Origin of the sequence: Bacillus sp. SH7-1 (assembly GCF_008042405.1) — a bacterium.
Taxonomy (GTDB): domain Bacteria; phylum Bacillota; class Bacilli; order Bacillales; family Bacillaceae_G; genus Bacillus_A; species Bacillus_A thuringiensis_N.
In genome coordinates, this window is the sequence record NZ_QNUD01000033.1 from 1 (window position 1) to 19,324 (window position 19,324).

Genomic DNA, 19,324 nt, shown 5'->3' on the forward strand with positions numbered 1-19,324 from the left:
ATTTAATACTGTATAGATAATTAAATCTTTGGTGTTTTTATAAAAATTAAGACAAAATATATAGTAAAAAAAGATAAAATAGGCCTTAAACCTATTTTATCTTTTTTTGTTATACATTTAGTTTTTAATTTGTTTCATTAGTGTTGTAGCTGCTATAAGTAACATGAAACTGCTGAGGACTAAACCTCCTAAATTCACATAAAAGAGATTCGTTTTTGTAAAATTGTATATACCAATTAACACAAAAGCGAAAAAGATAAGTGTAGCTATTATGAGTGATACTGTTTTTTGTTTATTTGTGTATGAGTTCATCTTTATTCCTCCTTAAAATTATTTAAGAGGTAATAATTGGAAAATAAAATGTATTAACTGTTTTTAATGGATACCTATAATTATATAGAAAAAATTAATATATTCAAGCGTACTTATCTGATTAACATTTATTTAGCAATATAAATAATTATATAACTCATAAAATCAGAAAAGTATATTTAGATATAATAATATAATTTTTTTATTAAAATAAAAATATATAAGAGGTAATATATGATATCTAGAAAATTCACATGTATAAAACAAAATGATTTAAAAGATTGTGGGCCAGCTTGTCTTGCAATGATTTCACGTTACTATGGATTAACTATGCCTATTTCAAAAATTAGAGAAATAGCTGGTACAGATTTACAAGGTACAAACATAAAAGGATTAATAGAAGCTGGAGAGAGATTGGGTTTTGAAGTAAAAGGTGTAAAGGCAACGAATAAAAATGCTTTAGAAGAAATTCAATTGCCTGCCATTGCTCATATAGTAGTAAATGGCGGTTTATTACATTATGTAGTGATTCATAAAATTAAAAAAAATAAAATTTATATTGCGGATCCGGAAAAAGGTTTAATAACTTATATGTTAGATGAATTTTGTCAAATATGGACTGGCATTTTGGTATTAATGAGTCCTAGTAAAAACTTTCAAAAAGGAAATGAATCTCAGAATACACTTTCCCGCTTTTTATTTTTATTGAAGGAACAAAAGAGTTTGCTTGTGCCTTTATTTTTCACTTCTATCTTTTTTAATTTATTTGGTTTATTAGGAGCGTTTTATTTTAAGTTTTTAATTGATGATATTGTGACTAATCAGTTATTACAAACACTTCATATCGTATCAATAGGGATTATTATATTGTATATTTTTAAAGTTCTTCTTTCTTACTTTCGTACACATATAATTTTATATTTGAGTAGGAGGATAGATATTCAACTAATACTTGGATATTATCGCCATGTTATAGGTTTACCATTGAATTTTTTCGAAACAAGAAAAGTAGGAGAAATAATTTCCAGATTTATGGATGCTAGTAAAATAAGAGATGCTTTATCCACAGTAACCGTTACATTAATGATTGATACAGTAATGGTTACCGTGGGAGCGATTCTGTTATATATACATAGCCCAATTTTATTTAGTGTTACTTTATTATTAATACCTTTTTATATAAGTATTATTTTTGCTTTTCATAAACCTTATCAATCTATTAATCGAGAAGAGATGGAAAGTAATGCAAAATTAACTTCTTATTTAGTTGAATCTTTAAATGGGATTTCAACAGTAAAGTCTTATAATGCTGAAAAAGAAGTGTTTTTTCAAACTGAAAGTCGTTTTGTTAATTTATTAAAGAATGTATTTAAAAGAGGAATGTTATCTAATTTACAGGGATCTATTAAGATGGGACTTGAGTTAATTGGAGGTACAGTTATTCTATGGGTTGGTGCTTTGCAAGTATTAAAAGGTAATATGACAATAGGTGAATTAATTACATATAATGCACTTTTAGCCTATTTTTTAAATCCAATTGAAAATTTAATTGGAATTCAACCTACTATGCAATCTGCATTAGTTGCTGGAGAACGATTAAATGAAATTTTTGATTTAGAGGCTGAAAAGGGTGAAAAAGAATACAATAAAGTTTCTCCTAAAAAGTTATCTGGAAAACTTGAATTTTCTAACGTTACATTCCGCTATGGAACACGTAAAAATGTTTTAAATAATATAAGTTTTTCTATTGAACCTGGTAGTCAAGTAGCTTTTGTAGGGGAAAGTGGTTCTGGAAAAACGACAATTTCAAAATTATTAATGCATTATTACGAGGCTCAAGAAGGTGACATATATTATGATGATTATCATATTAAAGAAATAAATCGTATTGCATTAAGAAATCAAATTGCATATGTTTCTCAGGAATCATTTTTCTTTAGTGCGTCTATTTATGAGAATTTATGCTTTGGATTAGAACGATTAGTTACATTAGAAGAGATTATAGAAGTATGTAAACAAGCTTGTGTCCATGAGTTCGTTGGTGAATTGCCATTACGTTATGAAACTTATCTAGAAGAAAATGCTTCGAATTTATCGGGTGGACAAAGACAACGTTTAGCAATTGCGAGAGCTTTATTAAAAAAACCAGATATTTTGATTTTAGATGAAGCAACAAGTAATTTGGATTCTACAACTGAAAAAAACATTACGGATATGTTAAAAGAATTAGGTTCGCAAGGAGTAACTGTTATTATGATTGCCCATAGATTAAGTACAATTCAACATGCAAATCAAATTTTTGTAATGGAAAAAGGAAATATTATAGAGCAAGGTTCTCATGAAGAATTATTATTTTATCAAGGAGAATATTATCGACTTTGGAAGAATCAAACAATTCACGTAGAGCATATAGAGTCACAATTTCATAAAATGAGAGGTGGCCAATATGAGTAAGATTTATTCCTTTGATCAATTAACAGATAGTGTAGAATTATTAGAACGAAAACCTCCTCGTTTTATTGCCGTATTAATATGTTTTTTATTTTTAAGTTTTATAGGTTTTTTAATTTGGGCATTTGTTGGGAAGATAGATATTGTCAGTAAAGGAACAGCAACGATACAGGGAAAATCAGATATAAGTATATCTCGTGTTCAGGTTACAGGTACTATAGATACTGTTTTTGTTAGATCAGGGGATGAAGTAAAAAAGGGGGATATGTTGATTCAATTAAAAAATCAGGAATTGATGGGTAAGCAAAATCAATTGGATCAAATAGTTAAGCATTTAGAATTACAAAAAGAGATGTTAGAACAATTAAAAAAGAGTATCCAATCTCATAAAATATCTTTTTCAGATGATGTGGATAAGAAGATTATAGAAGAATATAAAGCATATGAGCAAGGTTATCAATCTTTGGATAATGAAAAAGAGAATGAGATAAAGGTTATAGCTGAAAGTAAGATATCAAATGAACAAGATGAGATTTTACAAGGATTAATTGCTGAAAAAGAAAATATTGAACGAGAAATAATATCTATAAAAAAACAAATAACAAAAGAGAATATTTTAGAAGAACAAAAACAATTGTTAGATGATAAAGTAGATTCTTTAGAATCTCAAAAGAATGGTGTTAAAAAACGAATACAACAACGAATAGAGTCTTTAGAAAGTAATAGAAAAAAGGTTGATAGCACTAAAAAAGGAAAACAAGAACAAAAGCAAGATTCTTTAAAGCAATATAAAGAAAATACTATTACTTTAGTTAATCAAAGAATTCAACCTTTAGAGCAAGAGATATTTGTGAAGAAACAAGAGCTAGATGGATTACGTAGTCAAAGTGAAACAACAACTATAAGAGCAAATAAGGATGGAATTGTACAGTTCCCTGCTATTATACAGCCAGGTGATCTAATTGATTCTGGTCAAGAAATAGTTTCAATTATTCCAAAAGAAGATGAAAAAAAGGTTAAGGTTTTTTTATCAGCTGAAGAAATTAAGGGAGTTAAAAAAGGAGATAAGGTACAATACTCGTTTAAGTTAAAGAAAACGGATAAACAAACAGGAGAGATACTATATGTATCTGCAAATCCTATTTTTAATAAAGAATCTAAAAGTTATATGTATGAATTAGAAGCAACAATTAATACAAAGGAATTAAATGAATTACATACAGGAATGTTAGGTACAGCTTCTGTGGTAACAGGAGAAGAATCTATATGGAAGTTTATATCTAGAAAATTCATGTCATAAAATGGTTAGAAATTATAAGCTGTAGGGGAGATTTTAGTCAGTTATGAAGAAATATACATTTGTTGTATTGTTTTTTATCTTATTAGGGATATTTAATCCTTTTAGTAATAATACTTATGCTGAGGTAAATAATTTAGTTTCAAATCAAGATAGTACGGTTTTTAGCATTTTTAAGGATGGAGACAATGTTGAAGAAATCATTTCTAATATAAAAAGAAAGCAATTGGTAGAATGGAATAATAAAGATTTAAATGAACTGTTAGATACAGTAGATAATATTGGTTTAAATATAATGGATAGAGCAACTTTAAAAAGAGAAATCATTAGGGAATCTGGATTTTCAAATTTTGATTTTAAAGGTACTAAATCTGATGTTTTAGCTTTTAAGGATTTAAGAATAGAAATTATAGAAATTGATGAGCCTATTATGTTATATAGAAGAAGTAAAGCTGGTGAGGTTGAATCTAAATATGGTCTTGGATATTGGTGGGGAGATAAGAATAGGAGTATTGAAGAGACAAGAAATGAATTAGCCGTATTAGAAGCATGGGGAAATCCACTTAATACGGTATATAAAATTCAAGTGCCAAAGAGTATTAAAATGCTTAAAGGATTAACAGCCCCCCAAACTCAATATCTTAATGGGACAGATGCAGTGCAAGAATATAGAAAAGGTGGAGCAATTCAATATTGGATTAATAACGTAAATAACAATTGGCTACAATGAAATATTTCTAGGAGGTCAGCATGGAAAAAGATTATGAATTTATAAAGTTGACTCTAGATTGTGAGCATATTATTCAGCAAAACATCCCTAGTAATCCTGACGAAGCTAAAAGGTATCATTTAATGTTAGAAGAACTAAAAGGCTTAAGAATGACTATGAAATTGAAACAATTAAATACTAGGATGTATTATTTATCAATAACACAAATGCTTGAAAAAGATGATCCAGAAGAAATACTATTTGCTGTATTAAAGTTAAATGAATTTTATTGTACTTACTATCAAACTGTATAACAAAGCTTAATTATTAGAAGTAAAATGGTTTATGGTAAAGGCACTTGAAAAGGTGTCTTTTCTTTTTTGTCCATGATCGATATTACTTAACAAGTAAAATAATTTTTGGATGGGAGTCCAATACATATTATTAAAATTAGGATGTTTCAAATCAGAGGGAGGTACTCTAAGGGTGTCTTTTCTTTTGTACATTATATCCATTACGTGCTCATTGATTTTTTATGCACGTTTGATATAATTATTGTAATAGTATTACAGTAATACCTTGTGTATATAATAAAAAGAAGAGATGCGCTAACATCTCTTCAAGTAACTGCTACCGCAAGGTGGTCGGTTGCTTAAACTTATTTTTTGCGTTTAGAACCGCCCTTTCGCTTGCCGGCATTTGGGGCGGTTCTTTTATTTCGTTTACTGCTAATCTTCTTCACTAGCTCATTCGCATAAGCTGTTGCAAATACTGTAAGGAATACCTTAGCAGCGTCATACAATAAATTAAATAAAGAATCCATTCGGTCACCTCCTTTCTCTCTAGAATCAGAGAAAGGATAGCAACCTCCCGCCCTCACAATATACAGTTACATACAGTCTATCACACAATTTTATTAGAGAAAATATCATCGGAATAATCTCAAATTACATCAAGCTAAAAATAGAATATAGATTTTGTTCACTTTTACGATGTATTTATAAAATATTAATACATTACGTTATACAAGTCTTTTTTTGAATCATTTTCATTCTGTCAAAAAGTCCTAGTCCCTCTAGGACTTTTTACGTTTAAATAAGTACCGTATTTCTCAATGCATAATACGGGGGCCACCAGCATTTCTGAAAAAAACATGCTAAGAGTATGCAAGATTTTATACGATTTTTCGGATAATCCAGTAACGAACGAGAACCCTAAAACCCATGCCAGGATAGGAATGTATAAAAAGATGAATAGGGTTATAGAAAATAAAAAAGGGGATTCCTTCTGAAAGTAAGGATTCCCCTTTTTCATTGCTACCGATAATGAGACGTTATGTTAACCTTACATGTATAGGATATACACTGTTCCTTATTCAACTAAATGGCAGATTAGAGGAATAAGGGCCTACTAAAATATATAAGTTTAATTATGTAGATATCACATAGAAATAATCCTAGGAGGATTAAAGGATGGACAATACAGTATTAAGCACGGAGAGGTTAATTTTAAGAAAAATGACTAAAGATGATACTAAAAATTTGATGGAAATCTTTTCAGATCCAGTAGCAATGAGGTTCTATCCTTCAACCAAAAACGAAAATGAGACAATAGAATGGATTGAATGGACGCAAAAAAATTATGATCAGTATGGGGTAGGTTTATGGATAGTGGAGGATAAAGTAACTGGAGAATTTATTGGACAATGTGGAATTGTACCTCAAGAAGTAGATGGTGTAATAGAGATGGAAATAGGTTATTTGTTTATACGTCGTTTCTGGGGAAATGGATATGCAACAGAGGCGGCTTTAGCGTGTAAGCATTACGGATTTGAACAATTAAAATTAAATAGGATGGTCTCATTGCCCGATATAAACAATATTCCTTCAACTAAAGTCGCTGAACGAATTGGTATGCAGGTGGTGAAAACCATAAATAAATGGGGAAAAGAAGTATATGTTTATTCTGTGTCTATATAAAATATACCTTAAAGAAGTATGTGAAGAGTTCTACTTAAACTAATGGGTAGCTTTAATTGAGCAAGAAACTAAAAACTTTTAACTTCCGCTTTCGATCATTATGTAAATAAGCTGTCCATATGGACAGCTTATTATATTTTTTGCTTAGCGTGGGTTTTTTCTGAAATGCTGGCGATACCCCTATTAACTCTTCACGAGACAAGTAAACGGACCTTTATTTAATACTTAAATTATCATTCCGATTTTTACCACAAATTCTTTTTAATTGTATAGCAGGTGGGAATTTTCTGTACTTATTTCGTTTTAGCTTCCATACTTTATGTATGTAGTGCATTCTTATCAATTTTCCCCATTACTTTAACTCGTAGGGGCATTAACTTTAGAACTCTGCTAATGGATAAGCAAGTTAATAATTATACTTGAAAATGGAGTGATACGATGAATAAGACGTATGATGTCATCATTACCGGTGCTAGATGTGCCGGCTCTACCCTGGCAATTTATCTTGCTAAGGCAGGTTTCCATGTGTTGTTAGTGGACCGAGCGAATTTTCCAAGGGACACATTATCAACCCATACCTTTTTCAATAATACTGTCGCTCTTCTTCGAGAAACCGGTGTCCTGGACAAGTTATTGGAAACAAAAGCACCGCCGGTACGGGATATTAAATTTCAATTTGAGGATACCGTGATAGAAGGTCTCATCCCTGAGGTTTACGGAGAGGAAAGTTGTTATTGTATTAGAAGAACTTATCTCGATCATATTCTACTTGAACAAGCCAAATCCCAAATGAATGTAACTGTTTTAGAAGGATTTCGTGTGACGGATGTCATCCGTGATGACGAAACAGTGATAGGCGTGAAAGGTTTAGACGGCGACAACGAGAAACAAGAATTTTTAGCTCGCCTGGTAGTCGGGGCAGACGGCCGATCCTCTATTATTCGCAAGCTGGTAAAAAGTGAACTCAAAATAAGTATTCCGGCAACAGTCGGCATCTATTTCGGGTATTTCTCTGGATTTCGCCACGATAATGTCCCTAAATTTGAAGTATACAAGATAAAAGATAACACAGCCATTCTCTTTCCGACGAATGATGATTTATATGTAATTGTCGGCATTTTCTCATTAGAAAATAAGGAATTGATAGAACAGTTGAAATTAAATCCGGAAAGCTGTCTACGCAATTTCTTTACAGATAACTTTCCGAATACAACCATTGGGGCGCGCTTGAAAAATGCAGAACTAGTAGAACCGGTCAAAGGCATTCTCGGATATGATAATTACTGGTATAAAGGAATGGGAAAAGGATGGGCGTTGGTTGGAGATGCAGTTTGTTTTAAAGATCCTGGCATGGCGCAGGGTATCCATGATGCTATATGTGGAGCACGTATATTATCCAATATTCTATCAAAATATAAGGGACAATCCGATCAATCAAATCAAATGTCTGAAGAATATCAAAAAGCAATAGAAGATGAGTTTATGGTTCGGTTTCACATGGGATGCCAAATTTCGAAGAATGAACGCATATCTGAACAACAGGATGCTGTCAACAAGCTAATCAGTTCCCATCCAGAGGCTATAGAGAAGTTTTTAGGGATTTACAATTATGCAAACGAGCCCGCTGCTTTAGAAAAAGAACTCGGACGAATTATGCAATCGATCTAGCAATGATTTTAGAGATTAAGTGATTTAAGTACAAAAATAATTCACTATGAACCTCCCCCACTTACTCGCTTCCGCTTGAAGTGGGGATTTCTTAGCATCAACAAAGACAAGGTCCCATGAGAAGCGGATTTTCCATCTCCTCTCTGCACCTATGCAGGGAATCCTTTTCTTCATTTGACTAAGCAACTTCTGCACATGCAGAAGGGTGGGAACACACCGTCTACTACTTTTTGCTTACGCAATCCACAAATACTTTCTCTTCGTTTCTTCCGGGATATGACACATCTTTCCGTACAGTTCTTTTGCCAAAATGTTGCGGGCATCGTGAATGTCCCAGTGTTCTTCGTAGCCGCACACACAAACGTAGTTACGTGTCCGCACTTTCTTTCTTCTTTGGCAACAAGGGCATGTTTGAGAAGTGTATGCTTCGTCTACGAGAAACAATAGAGGTACCTTTAGCAATCTAACCTATTTCGATGCTGGAGCCAGAGCGACTTCGGGTGATGTTACCTTGTCATAAAAATCTACGAATTTGTCACAATCGGCGCTATCACGGTAAGCCATGGCGACACGTGGATGTTCATTAAGTACACCAGAGATCATGTAAGGTATGATATAGCCTCACTCCCACTCTTGTCGCATTTCTAACAAGAGTATATCTTACTAGTGAATTCTGTATATATTATTATGTTGATTTTTCGCGTTAAAGACAAAATAATTCAATGTAAACTTTTAGCCATTAGTTTACTTTCATTTCCTTGATTTTATCGAATCCATCTTACTTTAACCACGTTCCCTAAAATTAGCAATAAGAGTATACATTCAAAACATCGTAAATAAGGTGGCACCCACATGTCTCCTTACAGGGAGAATGATACGGCATTTTTTATTTACCCAATTACCGAGCTCTCAAATTTTTCAAATAGTTACAATACATGTATTGCTTCAATTACATATGATCATTCTTAAGAATGTCATTGAAATGTACCAATAGATTCTAGTGCAGCAAAATAAATTGTGCTATGATGTGAACAAATATAAAGCTATCTAACGGAGGGATTCACATGCCGCATGTTGTGTTTCGTGGAATTACAACTGAACAATTAAAACACATAAGCAAGCCATTAGTAGAAGAGCTCGCAGAGATTTGTGAGTGCGGTACGGATAATTTTACGTTGGAACTACCAAGTTCTACGTTTGTATTTAATGGAGAAGAAATAGAAGCGTTTCCTCTTATTGAAGTAAAATGGTTCGAGCGTGGACAGGAAATTCGTGATCGATTTGCCAAGGCCATTACTACATATGTAATGGATTTTGGACTTCCAGAAGTAGAGGTTGTTTTTACGGTTTTCACAGAATCAGCGTATTATATTAACGGGAAGCATTGTGCAAGTTAGAGCTATTTGAAAGATTTTTGTAACATTTATAAGAGGTAGAACTACATTGCTATCAAGCTAAGAAAAGCAAATACCCCAAAATGAGAAGATTGGCATATTTAGGTAAAAATGCACAATTTTTTTGTTTTTGGGGCGTTATAAATTGCTTAAGTTGATAGGCATGTGGCGGTACCCCAATATAAGTTGTAGTCAATGTATTCATCTAGAAACGTAAAAAAAGACACTATAGAAAGTGTCTTTTTTTACGTTGACATATTATGAAAGAAAATGTAGTGATTAATCATAATTTGTTGGATGCTTCTTGGTTAATTTTAGTATAACATTATCATTAGTGATTTAGAATGAAATTATTCATATATATAAATTTATTATATTATATTTATATATATGTTTCTTCTTATATATGGTGTATGGTGCATGACTTGAGATTGTATAATGTCTTTCCATAAATCCTCCTCTATTGAAGTAGAAGGAACATTTTAATAATAGAACCAGATTTTATAGTAAAATAGATACCATGGTATGAATGTACGTTTTAGATATGAGCCCAATGAACCATAGACTTATAGAATTGAGAAAGACCTAAAAACAAATGAGTTATATATTTTAAGACGGTAATACTTTAAGCAGTATAGTCGGAAAGTTCAGGAACTTAGATGATTTAAGATTCAAACTATATAAAAGTTAAAGTATACAACTAAGGAAAAGAAGGTTTTGTAGTGTGCTGCACATTCAAGGATTAATTCTTACGTAGGGAGTGCTTATATGAAAAGTTTGAAGCATGTAATATTGCTAGTATTATGTTTCTTATGTCTAAGTGGTTGTAATCAAGAAAATGGAGCTGAGGTACAAGAATATATAAAAGAAAAACACGGTATTGATGTAGTTGTAACAGATTGGGGCTCGATAAATGAAAATAATGGTGGTAATACCTACCATACTGTGCAAGAAAAAAATAACAAATATCTAAAATTCCGAGTAAAGGTACAAGGTCTCCTCTATTCAAATCCAGTAGGTGATGAATACCAATACGGAAAAAAAACATTTGAGGAATATAAGAAATTCAAACCAACTCTAGAAGAAATAAAAAAATTAGGCTACGTGGAATCTGAAACGGAAAATCCTCTTCAATATATATTAGATAATAAAGATCCAGATGAAGGAAAACCAACTAATGAATTATTATTAACTTTGCAAATGAGTAATTCAATTGACTTTAGTCAATTGAATTCAGTAGAATTAGATCGTTTATATGCTCTATTTCAACTCATTCAGGAGAATAATAAAAAGATAACAGAACTTGAAATTAAGGATCATACTGGCCAATCTTTAGGTGAACCTTTTAAAAATGTACAAGAAATGATAACAAAAGAAGAACTGTTACGAACAATGAAATCTACGATGTCAGATGCCATAAATAAATATTGGGAAAACTGGATTAGAACACACACCAAAGTAGAAGAAAGATTACATGAAATACAAAACGATCGATTTGCAATTAAAAGTATTACTTATTCAAGTTCAGATGAAGAGGATAGTCGAAAATATTTAGTGACTTTAGTTATTAATACCACCAATAATATATTTGAAAACAATCCCCTTTTAATTGAGGATTTAATCAAAGTAACCACAATCCTTAAAGAAGAACTATATAATAAAAACTTTAACATCTATTTAACCAATAAGACAGGAACAATAAATGAAAATTGGTTATCGTCAAAAGAAATTAAAGAAGCAAATAACATCGAAGATCTTGTAAAAGAAAGAGATCCTGCGAATTAAATTTAAAGTCCTTTTCATTGCTACCGATAATGAGACGTTTTGTTAACCTCACATGAATACTCTATTTATGAGAATTTGTACTAAGTTGTCTTTGCTGATGGTACAATCAAAATCATGGAGGGATATTATGGGAATTTATTATGTATTGCTGTTTCTTATATTCGGCACTGCAATATTCTTATTTTTCTTGTCTAGTTCATCAAAAATTAAGGCTAAAAACCTATCATTGATAATGGTCTGTTTAGGGATAAATCTACTCATAAGTCCAGTGGCTTATAGACGGGATAGCTGATTATGCAGGTGTAGTGGCTAATTATGGAGCTTATGTTGCGGGCGATTCGGCAACAGCTCCTCCTCTAGTTAGTCATGTACTTTATTTTTTAGGAGGATTTCTCTTCATTCAGGGAATACCGCTCCTCATACTACTTTTAGCTTTTTGGAAGTTTACAAGAGCAAAGAAAAGAAAACAAAACAAGTATAAAAACACATAACGAATAAATGGATGCCTTTTTAGAGAAGGGATCCGCTTTTTTATTGCTATCAATAATAGGACGTTATGTTAACCATGAATGTATGCCATATACATTTAATTTTCATAACAAATCGCTTCTTATAAATGATAAAATAAGGAAAAGGGGGATTTTTATGGTTGATAATTATATAAATAAAAAGGGTCATCTTTTTTATAAAAAACGTTTTTATAATGTTTTATTTTCAATTCCTTTTGTAATTATCGCTCTAATAGTAATCTATTTATTAGATTTGGGATTAACTTTTTTTGTAACCTTAACTGGAATTTCAGTAATAACTTTATTAATTCAGTTCATTTATTATTATTCAAATTTGAAAAAAACTCTTCAGAAAAACTGAAGAGTTTTTTCAAATTTCTAGATACATAGACTACTCATAACGATAATTATGTCAATCACTGAGCATTAATATTTTTTAACTGAGTAACAGTTCCAAAACTGATTTTTAATAGAAAAAAAGGGTTACAAATTCGATTGTAACCCTTTTTCTAAATCTTTTTTGTTTTATACGGTTCCTATAATGATTATAGGACTGAAGTATGATTCGAAATAGCGTTGATTATATGATTCCAATCGTCACAGTGAATCTCGTGACCCGATCCTTCTAGGGTTAGTAACAAAGCATGGGGAATTTCATTAACAAGAGCAAGACCATGCTCGTATGGAAGCACTATATCCTCTGTACCATGGATAACCAAAGTAGGTATATTGATTCCTTTTAACTTCCCCTCATAAGAATCATCACCTTTAAGAAGGGAGTGATTAAACATACTGAGTAGGTTATTTGCTCGTTTTATTTCTTTTTCTACCTGCTTATAAACCCTCTTCTCATCGAATTTATGATTTGAACCACAGAGTAAAGCTGATCCTGTAACCAAGTAATTTGCAACAGATTCTTCATCTGACCAATTTAGTTTGGCCGCATTAGCATGGTAAGCGAGTATCTTCTCATCGATCGGAGGTAAATTCCGGTTGTTGTCTTCAGAACCAAAAATACCTGATGCAATCAAAGTTATACTTAGAACTCTCTGAGGGTTCCTTAAGGCTACAATTTGAGCAATCATTCCACCCAATGACATTCCAACAATATGTGCTTCGTCAATATGATATGCATCGAGTACTCCAATCGCATCATCAGCCATATCTACCACAGTATAGTGGGAACTCCCCGGTTTATAAGTAGTTGACCGTCCGACATCTCTATTATCATAACGAATAACATATCGGCCCGTATCAGCTAATTGTTGACAAAACTCCTCATCCCAATAAACCATTGAACACATGGCTCCCATAATCAGTAAGACTGCTGGATCTGCTGAATTGCCAAAGCTCTCTGTACATATATCAATTTCATTAATTTTAATAATCTTTTCAGTCATGATTAACTCCTCATTTCATTCGTATTTAGTTAATAAAAAAAGACACAATCAAATAAACCCACATATTTTGAAAAAAAAGTTGGGCATAACGAATTGTGTTTTAAAATTAACGTAAACGAATGAACTTGATAATCATGTTAAACACTCTCCTATAAAAAGGGAATAAGGGTAAAACCCTTATTTTGATTATAACATAGCTCTATCAGTAGTAATATAGGTTCACTTTTTCTTATTTTATAATTAAAAAAATAATTCTTATTGTATGAATTTGCACTCTTAATTGAAGAAAAGACGATGTATACAATATCCAAATCTAATTAACATAACGTATCTTATCAGTAGCAATGAATAAGGGGAATCCTTACTCTCAGAAGGAATTCCCTTTTTTATTTTCTATAAAGCTATTCATCTTTTTATACATTCCTACTATGACGCGTTTTTAGGTTTCTCGTTTATTACTGGATTATTCGAAAAACTGTATAAAATCTTGTATGCTCTTAGCGTGGGTTTTTTCCGAAATGCTGGCGGTACCCAGATATTACTTAACATGGTAAAATAATATTTGGATGGGAGTCCAATACATATTATTAGAATTAAAGTGGTTCAAGTCGGAAGGCATCCTAGGGTGTCTTTTTTTATTTACCTTCGACAGAATATGACAAAAAAGTTATAACTGGATTTGTTATGATTTAGTAGTAATCTTACCTAACACAAATGAATGATACTACAAAATATAAAGAGGTTATGGAGAAAATAATTAGATAGCATTTAATTCGATGAAAGCTGGTGAAGTTATTGACGGTTTCTTTCTTTTGCTATGAATGTGGTGAAATAATTGAAAAATCTAATTTTGATACAGTGCAAGAAAAAATAGTTGATGGTGTTGAATGTACGTTCTGTGGGGCTCAAAAGAGGCTAAAATATTGCTATTATCCCCATTTTTCAGTAAATGATTTCATAAAAACTATTCAAGAACTATACAATCAAAATAAGAATGATTTAACTAAAAATTTAACATCCACCTACAAAATTTTTAATGAAATTGAAGGTACTCATGAAAATTTATCCCTAGAAGATTACACCACAATCTATCACATATTAGATAGTTTACTTGAAGATGAAGTAGAATATAGTATTGATGTTAAATCAAGAGTGATTGATAATTTAGAAGACAAATTAGTACAATTTTATCCAACTGATTTAGCGATAAGTATCGTTTCTTCACTCCCTTTGATAAAAACACCTTATAGGAAGCCTATAGTAATATTAATAGCCTCTACTATTGAATTACTATTTAATCTTTACTATAAAGATGCAATTAAAATCGGAAAAATAAAAGAACATAGCGATGAATTTTTATCGCTCCATAGGAAAATTAGATATTTAGATGCTAATAGAGCTAAAAATCTAGAACAATATATAGGAGAGTATGACAAAGATTTTTACGCTTTATGGGATGACTTACGAAAAATTAGGAATAAGGTTATTCATAGTAATTCATTATATATTTCGAACAAAATGATAGAAGATTATATGGCCCTATTAAAAACATCTGTTACCGTTTTTTTAAATTTAACATCCGAACTATATAGAGAACACTACACAAGTAATCACTCAAATGTAATTAAAAATTAAAACGCTTTTTATAATGATTGAGAAATATAGATTTGAATCATATTTCTCAATGACCGATATTCCTTAACATATTATTAAAATTAAGATAGTTCAGGTTGGAGGAAGGCACCTTTGGGTGTCTTTTCTTTATGATTTAACGCCTATAATATCTAGTATTCCTGTCTATATCGTTTTAACATATTAGAATTAATTATTAACAAGTTAAAACAGTCATCATATAATTAATCTATGAAATTTATTGGATAAGGAGCAAAGGCATTCTAATCGGTGCTTTTATTATCTTAATAGAAAGGGCATATAGCATTTATGAATTCATACTTAGAAGTATTAAGTAAAAGCATCCAGTTCGGAGAAGAGACTCTAAAAAAAATAGAAAGAAAAAACGGTTTGGAAATAGAGCATAAAATAATTCTCTCTCTTTACAGAAAATTATTGGAGCAAGTTGACGGCATTTATATTTTGGCTGATCACAAACTTGAAGGACCAGGTAGAATTTTAATAAGATCTGCAATGGAAACAGTCTTAGCTCTAAAGTACATTCTCCAAGAAAAAAAATGGATTCAAGATAGGGCATTCTCTTATTATGTTTGCTTTTTAAAATCAGAATTACAGATTGCTAAAGATTCTCTAGAGTTAAATTTTAATGATGAACCTATAAATAAAAAAGAATTAGAACTTAATATTAAAGAATCTGAATTAATATTAAACCAGGGACGTTTTAATAAAGTACTAAATGAATGGGAACGAACTAATAAAAAATCAAAATATGAACCTAAATGGCATTCCCTATTTAATGGACCAACATCAATAAAAAAGCTTGTTGATAAAGTAGCAGATGATGAAATTTCCCTTCTTTATGGCCTGTTATCAATGGAAGCTCACGGTTATCACTCATTGAGTGCATCTAACAATAAAGATTTAACGAAAGATGACTTTGCACTCAAACCTCTAAGAAACGGAATATCTGATGAAATGGTTAAATACACAAGAACACTACTAACGGGAATAACCATGAAAATGATTAAACTTATTGCCCCTGAGTGTAATCCTGATCTAATTATATTCGCCAAAGAAATAGGAATAATACCTAAAAATTATCCTTTTTCTATCCCTAAAATTTAAAATTACATAATATCATTCGAGTTAAATCTAGGCACCTTAGGGTGTCTTCTTTTATGCATAATACTAAAAAAACACGTTAAATTAATTTTTAAACGTGTTTTTCCCTAAGGCAATATTTAAGATAATCTATTCCTAGACTAACAAACGGAATACTTACCGCTAAACTTACTGCATAAACCATTGTTTTTATACCTTTATAATCTAAAAATTTATCTGCTATAAATAATACTAAAACAAATAATATGGTTGATTTTATAAACATTTTAAGAAAATCGATTTTCATAGCAATTCCTCCCCCACATTCTATAAAAAGTGCAAAATTCTTTAAATGAATGTATAATATAAACTAGACAGAGATAAAATAGCAAAGAAACAGAGTGGTAGAGACACCCTGTTTCATATGTAATGCTCACTTATCAGTGAGTAAACGGAACATAGCTAAAAGCCACTATTTTTAGTACCCTTAGCCACTCTACAGCTACGTCAATAGCTTGAGTGGTTTTTACATATGTAAAAATAGATAAACTCAAACTTACTTGTTCTATATACTCAACGAAAGGTTCAAGAATGTACCTTTCAACGCATAACAACAATAAAGTCACTATCAATTCTTTCACATGTATCACCTCCTTCCAATAAGAACTAAAAATCAACAAGCTCTATATGTTGCTTGATTTTAGTTAACTTACCAGAGGTAGGTTGATAATCACACTCATTTAACTAACATTACTGGTATAATATAACACAAAATCTATAATTTGTACATGAATACGATAATCTTAATATATTAAAAAACATAACAAAAAAATAAAACTGTTATTAAATTCATGATTTCATATGATTAAGAACTCACAGTACTTTTAAGTAAACTTACATCTTTAATTATTTGATCCAATGTCGCTCTAATATCCATTGCTTCTCTTCTTGAAATATAAGAGGAGTTATATTTATTACCATGAACCAAATTTCGTAATTCTCTTATTCTATCCATAATAGCAAATTGATTATTAGTTAAAATCCCTGATTCTTTAGCCAAATTTAACATTTTAGAAAAAGTATGATTATTTGTAGAAGGCTGTAATAACCCATATAACATCCCTTCAAAAACTCCACCACACATTAAAGCTAACGAAAGCCAAGATTCTGTTTCAAAACTCTTATCAGCTTCTTCATAAAATAATCCAATGCGATCTCGTAAAGCTATATCAGTGATCCAAGGGAATAATAAACTATACTCTCTTATACCATGATAATATAATACAACAATAACATTCTCATTTTCCCTTAAAATACTATTTAAAACCCTAGAAGAAGATTCTGATTCCACTATCAAATAATCTCCTTGTATTCTATCATTACGAGTTGAAAAAGTTACCTGCGCATCTACTTGTATTGAAAAATGTGTAACCGAAAAAGCAGGCAACAACGGTATATTAATGTGCCAATAATACGGATATTCACTACCAGGTTTAGCTGAAATAGAATTTATAAATTTTTTAGGGATTTCAAACGAAATAGATTTCAAAGTTCAAGTCACATCCTTTATTTAGTGTTTAACCAATAAAAATTTCACGTACTATATCCAATGTGTAAAACCAAATTCTACGATAAGAACTATTCTACCATTCGTCCCCTTATCCTCTAGCTAAGTAAGTCTTAAATCACTTATTTATTCCTCTATCTTAGTGAGTAGATCCCCCAGGACTTAAACAATCTCATATTTTTTCATCTTCTCTTCACAATTAAGCTTGACTAAAGGTTTTAAGGGTTTTTATCATGTGGGAACGATTAAGGAACACGGCTGGAAGGCAGATTTATCCCCTACTTTGAAAGACTACAAAAAAAAATAATCAATCAAAATAGATGGATAAGCGTCTTGTTTTCGCCATGCGGTCACTTATAAGGTATCCGTATGTATAGACCCTGTTCACTCAGCGATCTTCACCGCATACATCCTTTTACTATGGCTTGTCCTTGTAATATCGTCCCTACACGACAAACTGAATGTACTCCCTAGCACCGTAATGCTAACGATAACCACCCGAACCTTTTAGAGAATCGTCCCTGGGCAAGTTCTCGCCCTCCCTCACCAGAAGAACAGGATTCCAATGAGGGGTGCTGTTTTTGTAGGCGTATACTTTGTACCCCCTGCACGACCAACAGCTAGCCACGCACGTAACACGTTCCTCCTATATGTATAGCAGCACGAAATTACGGCTTATCAGTTTTTATTTACGTGGTTTCAGGCAATTCCACGCGAACAAAAACAAAAAGGCATCCCAAATTCCTAAATGGCCTGTACAATCACAAGACTTCTAGGATTAGAGATGCCCGTTATATATCTTTTGGACTATTAAATAATCAAAACTAGTATTTACTAGTTGATATTTATCCAAACAATGATAAAATGGGTATATCAAAGAAGCCTCGTGAAAAGGCATAGTTGTTTAAGGTTAGTGGTGGTACACTACTTAAACGTTAACACTGTGGGTAAATACAGTTAATTTCTAGCAAAGTGGTGGTACACTAGCTAGAAGAGTCATTCCCGCTAAAGGTTGGTAGCCATTAGCATACGGGAGTGGCTTTTTGTTTTGTGTTCATATTCAATTGTTTTTAATTTTGCTCTATCGATCTTCATGATCTTCATTTATGTAAAATATCAAATTGTGTTTTGTTTTGTAGAATGGTGCTTGTTGTGTACTACGTTACAACAAGCATTACCCTTTGTAAACAGCGAATTTGCGCACTTTACGAATAATATCCCTATTTCCCTATTTCCCTATTTCCACTTATAGATATAGGGATATTTCCCCTTTTCCCTATATCTATATTTCCCTATTTTCTTTGTTTTTTCGTCTACTAACTTCTCTACGAAATTACATATTTATTTCTTAACTCTCTCTATTTCAGACATCAAAAGAAGCTTTTAATACCAACGTTTTTTGTTATTAATTACTAACTCTATGATTCTATTGCATAACCCAAATATCATTGTTATAATTTCTTTAAAGATATAGAAATATCCCTATTTCTATAGTTAGAAATATCCCTATTTCCCTATTT

18 protein-coding genes and 2 pseudogenes are annotated in these 19,324 nt (G+C 31.4%); 12 read left to right on the plus strand and 8 right to left on the minus strand.

Annotated features, from left to right (window positions below; all coding sequences use genetic code 11):
* Window positions 1-117: 117 nt before the first annotated feature.
* On the minus strand, window positions 118-312 hold the full coding sequence (locus DN390_RS23220) for a hypothetical protein (RefSeq protein ID WP_147808581.1): 195 nt from the start codon (window positions 310-312) through the stop codon (window positions 118-120).
* A 234-nt stretch (window positions 313-546) separates the two neighbouring features.
* On the opposite strand from DN390_RS23220, the gene DN390_RS23225 reads away from it, so the two are divergent.
* The 4 genes from DN390_RS23225 to DN390_RS23240 are packed head-to-tail and all read left to right on the plus strand — an operon-like array spanning window position 547 to window position 5,083.
* Window positions 547-2,766: a peptidase domain-containing ABC transporter gene (locus DN390_RS23225; protein ID WP_147808582.1), complete on the plus strand. Its 2,220-nt coding sequence runs from the start codon at window positions 547-549 to the stop codon at window positions 2,764-2,766.
* Complete coding sequence (locus DN390_RS23230; protein WP_147808583.1) at window positions 2,759-4,063, plus strand: putative HlyD family type I secretion protein; 1,305 nt, start codon at window positions 2,759-2,761, stop codon at window positions 4,061-4,063. Before DN390_RS23225 ends, DN390_RS23230 begins: the two co-directional genes overlap by 8 nt.
* Before the next feature lie 43 nt (window positions 4,064-4,106).
* On the plus strand, window positions 4,107-4,790 hold the full coding sequence (locus DN390_RS23235; RefSeq protein ID WP_147808584.1) for an autotransporter: 684 nt from the start codon (window positions 4,107-4,109) through the stop codon (window positions 4,788-4,790).
* 20 nt (window positions 4,791-4,810) lie between these two features.
* On the plus strand, window positions 4,811-5,083 hold the full coding sequence (locus DN390_RS23240; RefSeq protein ID WP_147808585.1) for a hypothetical protein: 273 nt from the start codon (window positions 4,811-4,813) through the stop codon (window positions 5,081-5,083).
* A gap of 344 nt (window positions 5,084-5,427) precedes the next feature.
* Here the strand turns inward: DN390_RS23240 and DN390_RS30775 are convergent, their stop codons facing one another.
* Window positions 5,428-5,592 carry a hypothetical protein gene (locus DN390_RS30775; protein WP_179955775.1) on the minus strand — a complete coding sequence of 55 codons (165 nt, stop codon included), beginning with the start codon at window positions 5,590-5,592 and terminating at the stop codon, window positions 5,428-5,430.
* Between the two features lie 649 nt (window positions 5,593-6,241).
* On the opposite strand from DN390_RS30775, the gene DN390_RS23250 reads away from it, so the two are divergent.
* Both DN390_RS23250 and DN390_RS23255 read left to right on the plus strand, forming a co-directional pair.
* Entirely contained in the window at window positions 6,242-6,748 is a 507-nt protein-coding gene (locus DN390_RS23250) for a GNAT family N-acetyltransferase (protein ID WP_147808587.1), read from the plus strand.
* 438 nt (window positions 6,749-7,186) lie between these two features.
* Entirely contained in the window at window positions 7,187-8,416 is a 1,230-nt protein-coding gene (locus DN390_RS23255) for an NAD(P)/FAD-dependent oxidoreductase (protein WP_147808588.1), read from the plus strand.
* 234 nt (window positions 8,417-8,650) lie between these two features.
* On the opposite strand, the gene DN390_RS23260 is transcribed toward DN390_RS23255, so the two are convergent.
* Window positions 8,651-8,878 carry a zinc ribbon domain-containing protein gene (locus DN390_RS23260; RefSeq protein WP_370513486.1) on the minus strand — a complete coding sequence of 76 codons (228 nt, stop codon included), beginning with the start codon at window positions 8,876-8,878 and terminating at the stop codon, window positions 8,651-8,653.
* 6 nt (window positions 8,879-8,884) lie between these two features.
* Window positions 8,885-9,067, minus strand: a pseudogene (locus DN390_RS31340) (nucleoid-structuring protein H-NS); the annotation flags it as partial.
* Between the two features lie 413 nt (window positions 9,068-9,480).
* Here DN390_RS31340 and DN390_RS23270 point away from each other — a divergent pair.
* The 4 genes and pseudogenes from DN390_RS23270 (at window position 9,481) to DN390_RS23285 (ending at window position 12,465) form a co-directional block, all read left to right on the plus strand.
* Window positions 9,481-9,813, plus strand: coding sequence for a DUF1904 family protein (locus DN390_RS23270; RefSeq protein WP_001120954.1), 333 nt, complete (start codon window positions 9,481-9,483; stop codon window positions 9,811-9,813).
* A gap of 765 nt (window positions 9,814-10,578) precedes the next feature.
* Window positions 10,579-11,595 carry a hypothetical protein gene (locus tag DN390_RS23275; protein WP_147808589.1) on the plus strand — a complete coding sequence of 339 codons (1,017 nt, stop codon included), beginning with the start codon at window positions 10,579-10,581 and terminating at the stop codon, window positions 11,593-11,595.
* 127 nt (window positions 11,596-11,722) lie between these two features.
* Window positions 11,723-12,086 (plus strand): annotated as a pseudogene (locus DN390_RS31345) (hypothetical protein).
* 154 nt (window positions 12,087-12,240) lie between these two features.
* On the plus strand, window positions 12,241-12,465 hold the full coding sequence (locus DN390_RS23285; protein WP_147808590.1) for a hypothetical protein: 225 nt from the start codon (window positions 12,241-12,243) through the stop codon (window positions 12,463-12,465).
* A 184-nt stretch (window positions 12,466-12,649) separates the two neighbouring features.
* Here the strand turns inward: DN390_RS23285 and mle are convergent, their stop codons facing one another.
* Complete coding sequence (gene mle / locus DN390_RS23290; protein WP_147808591.1) at window positions 12,650-13,504, minus strand: alpha/beta fold macrolide esterase; 855 nt, start codon at window positions 13,502-13,504, stop codon at window positions 12,650-12,652.
* Window positions 13,505-14,290: 786 nt separating this feature from the next.
* On the opposite strand from mle, the gene DN390_RS23295 reads away from it, so the two are divergent.
* Both DN390_RS23295 and DN390_RS23300 read left to right on the plus strand, forming a co-directional pair.
* On the plus strand, window positions 14,291-15,139 hold the full coding sequence (locus DN390_RS23295; RefSeq protein WP_147808592.1) for a hypothetical protein: 849 nt from the start codon (window positions 14,291-14,293) through the stop codon (window positions 15,137-15,139).
* 306 nt (window positions 15,140-15,445) lie between these two features.
* Window positions 15,446-16,261 (plus strand): DUF5677 domain-containing protein, encoded by an 816-nt coding sequence (locus tag DN390_RS23300; protein WP_147808593.1) that lies wholly within the window; start codon window positions 15,446-15,448, stop codon window positions 16,259-16,261.
* 88 nt (window positions 16,262-16,349) lie between these two features.
* Here DN390_RS23300 and DN390_RS23305 read toward each other — a convergent pair whose 3' ends face one another.
* From DN390_RS23305 to DN390_RS23315, 3 genes are all read right to left on the minus strand, one after another.
* Window positions 16,350-16,544, minus strand: a complete 195-nt coding sequence (locus DN390_RS23305) for an ABC transporter permease (RefSeq protein ID WP_147808594.1) — start codon at window positions 16,542-16,544, stop codon at window positions 16,350-16,352.
* A 133-nt stretch (window positions 16,545-16,677) separates the two neighbouring features.
* The gene (locus DN390_RS23310) at window positions 16,678-16,878 is read right to left on the minus strand and encodes a hypothetical protein (RefSeq protein ID WP_218944382.1); all 201 of its coding nucleotides are present in this window, start codon (window positions 16,876-16,878) and stop codon (window positions 16,678-16,680) included.
* A 224-nt stretch (window positions 16,879-17,102) separates the two neighbouring features.
* Window positions 17,103-17,786 (minus strand): DUF4145 domain-containing protein, encoded by a 684-nt coding sequence (locus DN390_RS23315; protein ID WP_147808596.1) that lies wholly within the window; start codon window positions 17,784-17,786, stop codon window positions 17,103-17,105.
* Window positions 17,787-19,324 lie beyond the last annotated feature (1,538 nt).

Coding starts and splice junctions, on each gene's coding strand:
- DN390_RS23220 (WP_147808581.1), bottom strand. CDS start 312: ATGAACTCATACACAAATAAACAAAAAACAGTATCACTCATAATAGCT.
- DN390_RS23225 (WP_147808582.1), top strand. CDS start 547: ATGATATCTAGAAAATTCACATGTATAAAACAAAATGATTTAAAAGAT.
- DN390_RS23230 (WP_147808583.1), top strand. CDS start 2,759: ATGAGTAAGATTTATTCCTTTGATCAATTAACAGATAGTGTAGAATTA.
- DN390_RS23235 (WP_147808584.1), top strand. CDS start 4,107: ATGAAGAAATATACATTTGTTGTATTGTTTTTTATCTTATTAGGGATA.
- DN390_RS23240 (WP_147808585.1), top strand. CDS start 4,811: ATGGAAAAAGATTATGAATTTATAAAGTTGACTCTAGATTGTGAGCAT.
- DN390_RS30775 (WP_179955775.1), bottom strand. CDS start 5,592: ATGGATTCTTTATTTAATTTATTGTATGACGCTGCTAAGGTATTCCTT.
- DN390_RS23250 (WP_147808587.1), top strand. CDS start 6,242: ATGGACAATACAGTATTAAGCACGGAGAGGTTAATTTTAAGAAAAATG.
- DN390_RS23255 (WP_147808588.1), top strand. CDS start 7,187: ATGAATAAGACGTATGATGTCATCATTACCGGTGCTAGATGTGCCGGC.
- DN390_RS23270 (WP_001120954.1), top strand. CDS start 9,481: ATGCCGCATGTTGTGTTTCGTGGAATTACAACTGAACAATTAAAACAC.
- DN390_RS23275 (WP_147808589.1), top strand. CDS start 10,579: ATGAAAAGTTTGAAGCATGTAATATTGCTAGTATTATGTTTCTTATGT.
- DN390_RS23285 (WP_147808590.1), top strand. CDS start 12,241: ATGGTTGATAATTATATAAATAAAAAGGGTCATCTTTTTTATAAAAAA.
- mle (WP_147808591.1), bottom strand. CDS start 13,504: ATGACTGAAAAGATTATTAAAATTAATGAAATTGATATATGTACAGAG.
- DN390_RS23300 (WP_147808593.1), top strand. CDS start 15,446: ATGAATTCATACTTAGAAGTATTAAGTAAAAGCATCCAGTTCGGAGAA.
- DN390_RS23305 (WP_147808594.1), bottom strand. CDS start 16,544: ATGAAAATCGATTTTCTTAAAATGTTTATAAAATCAACCATATTATTT.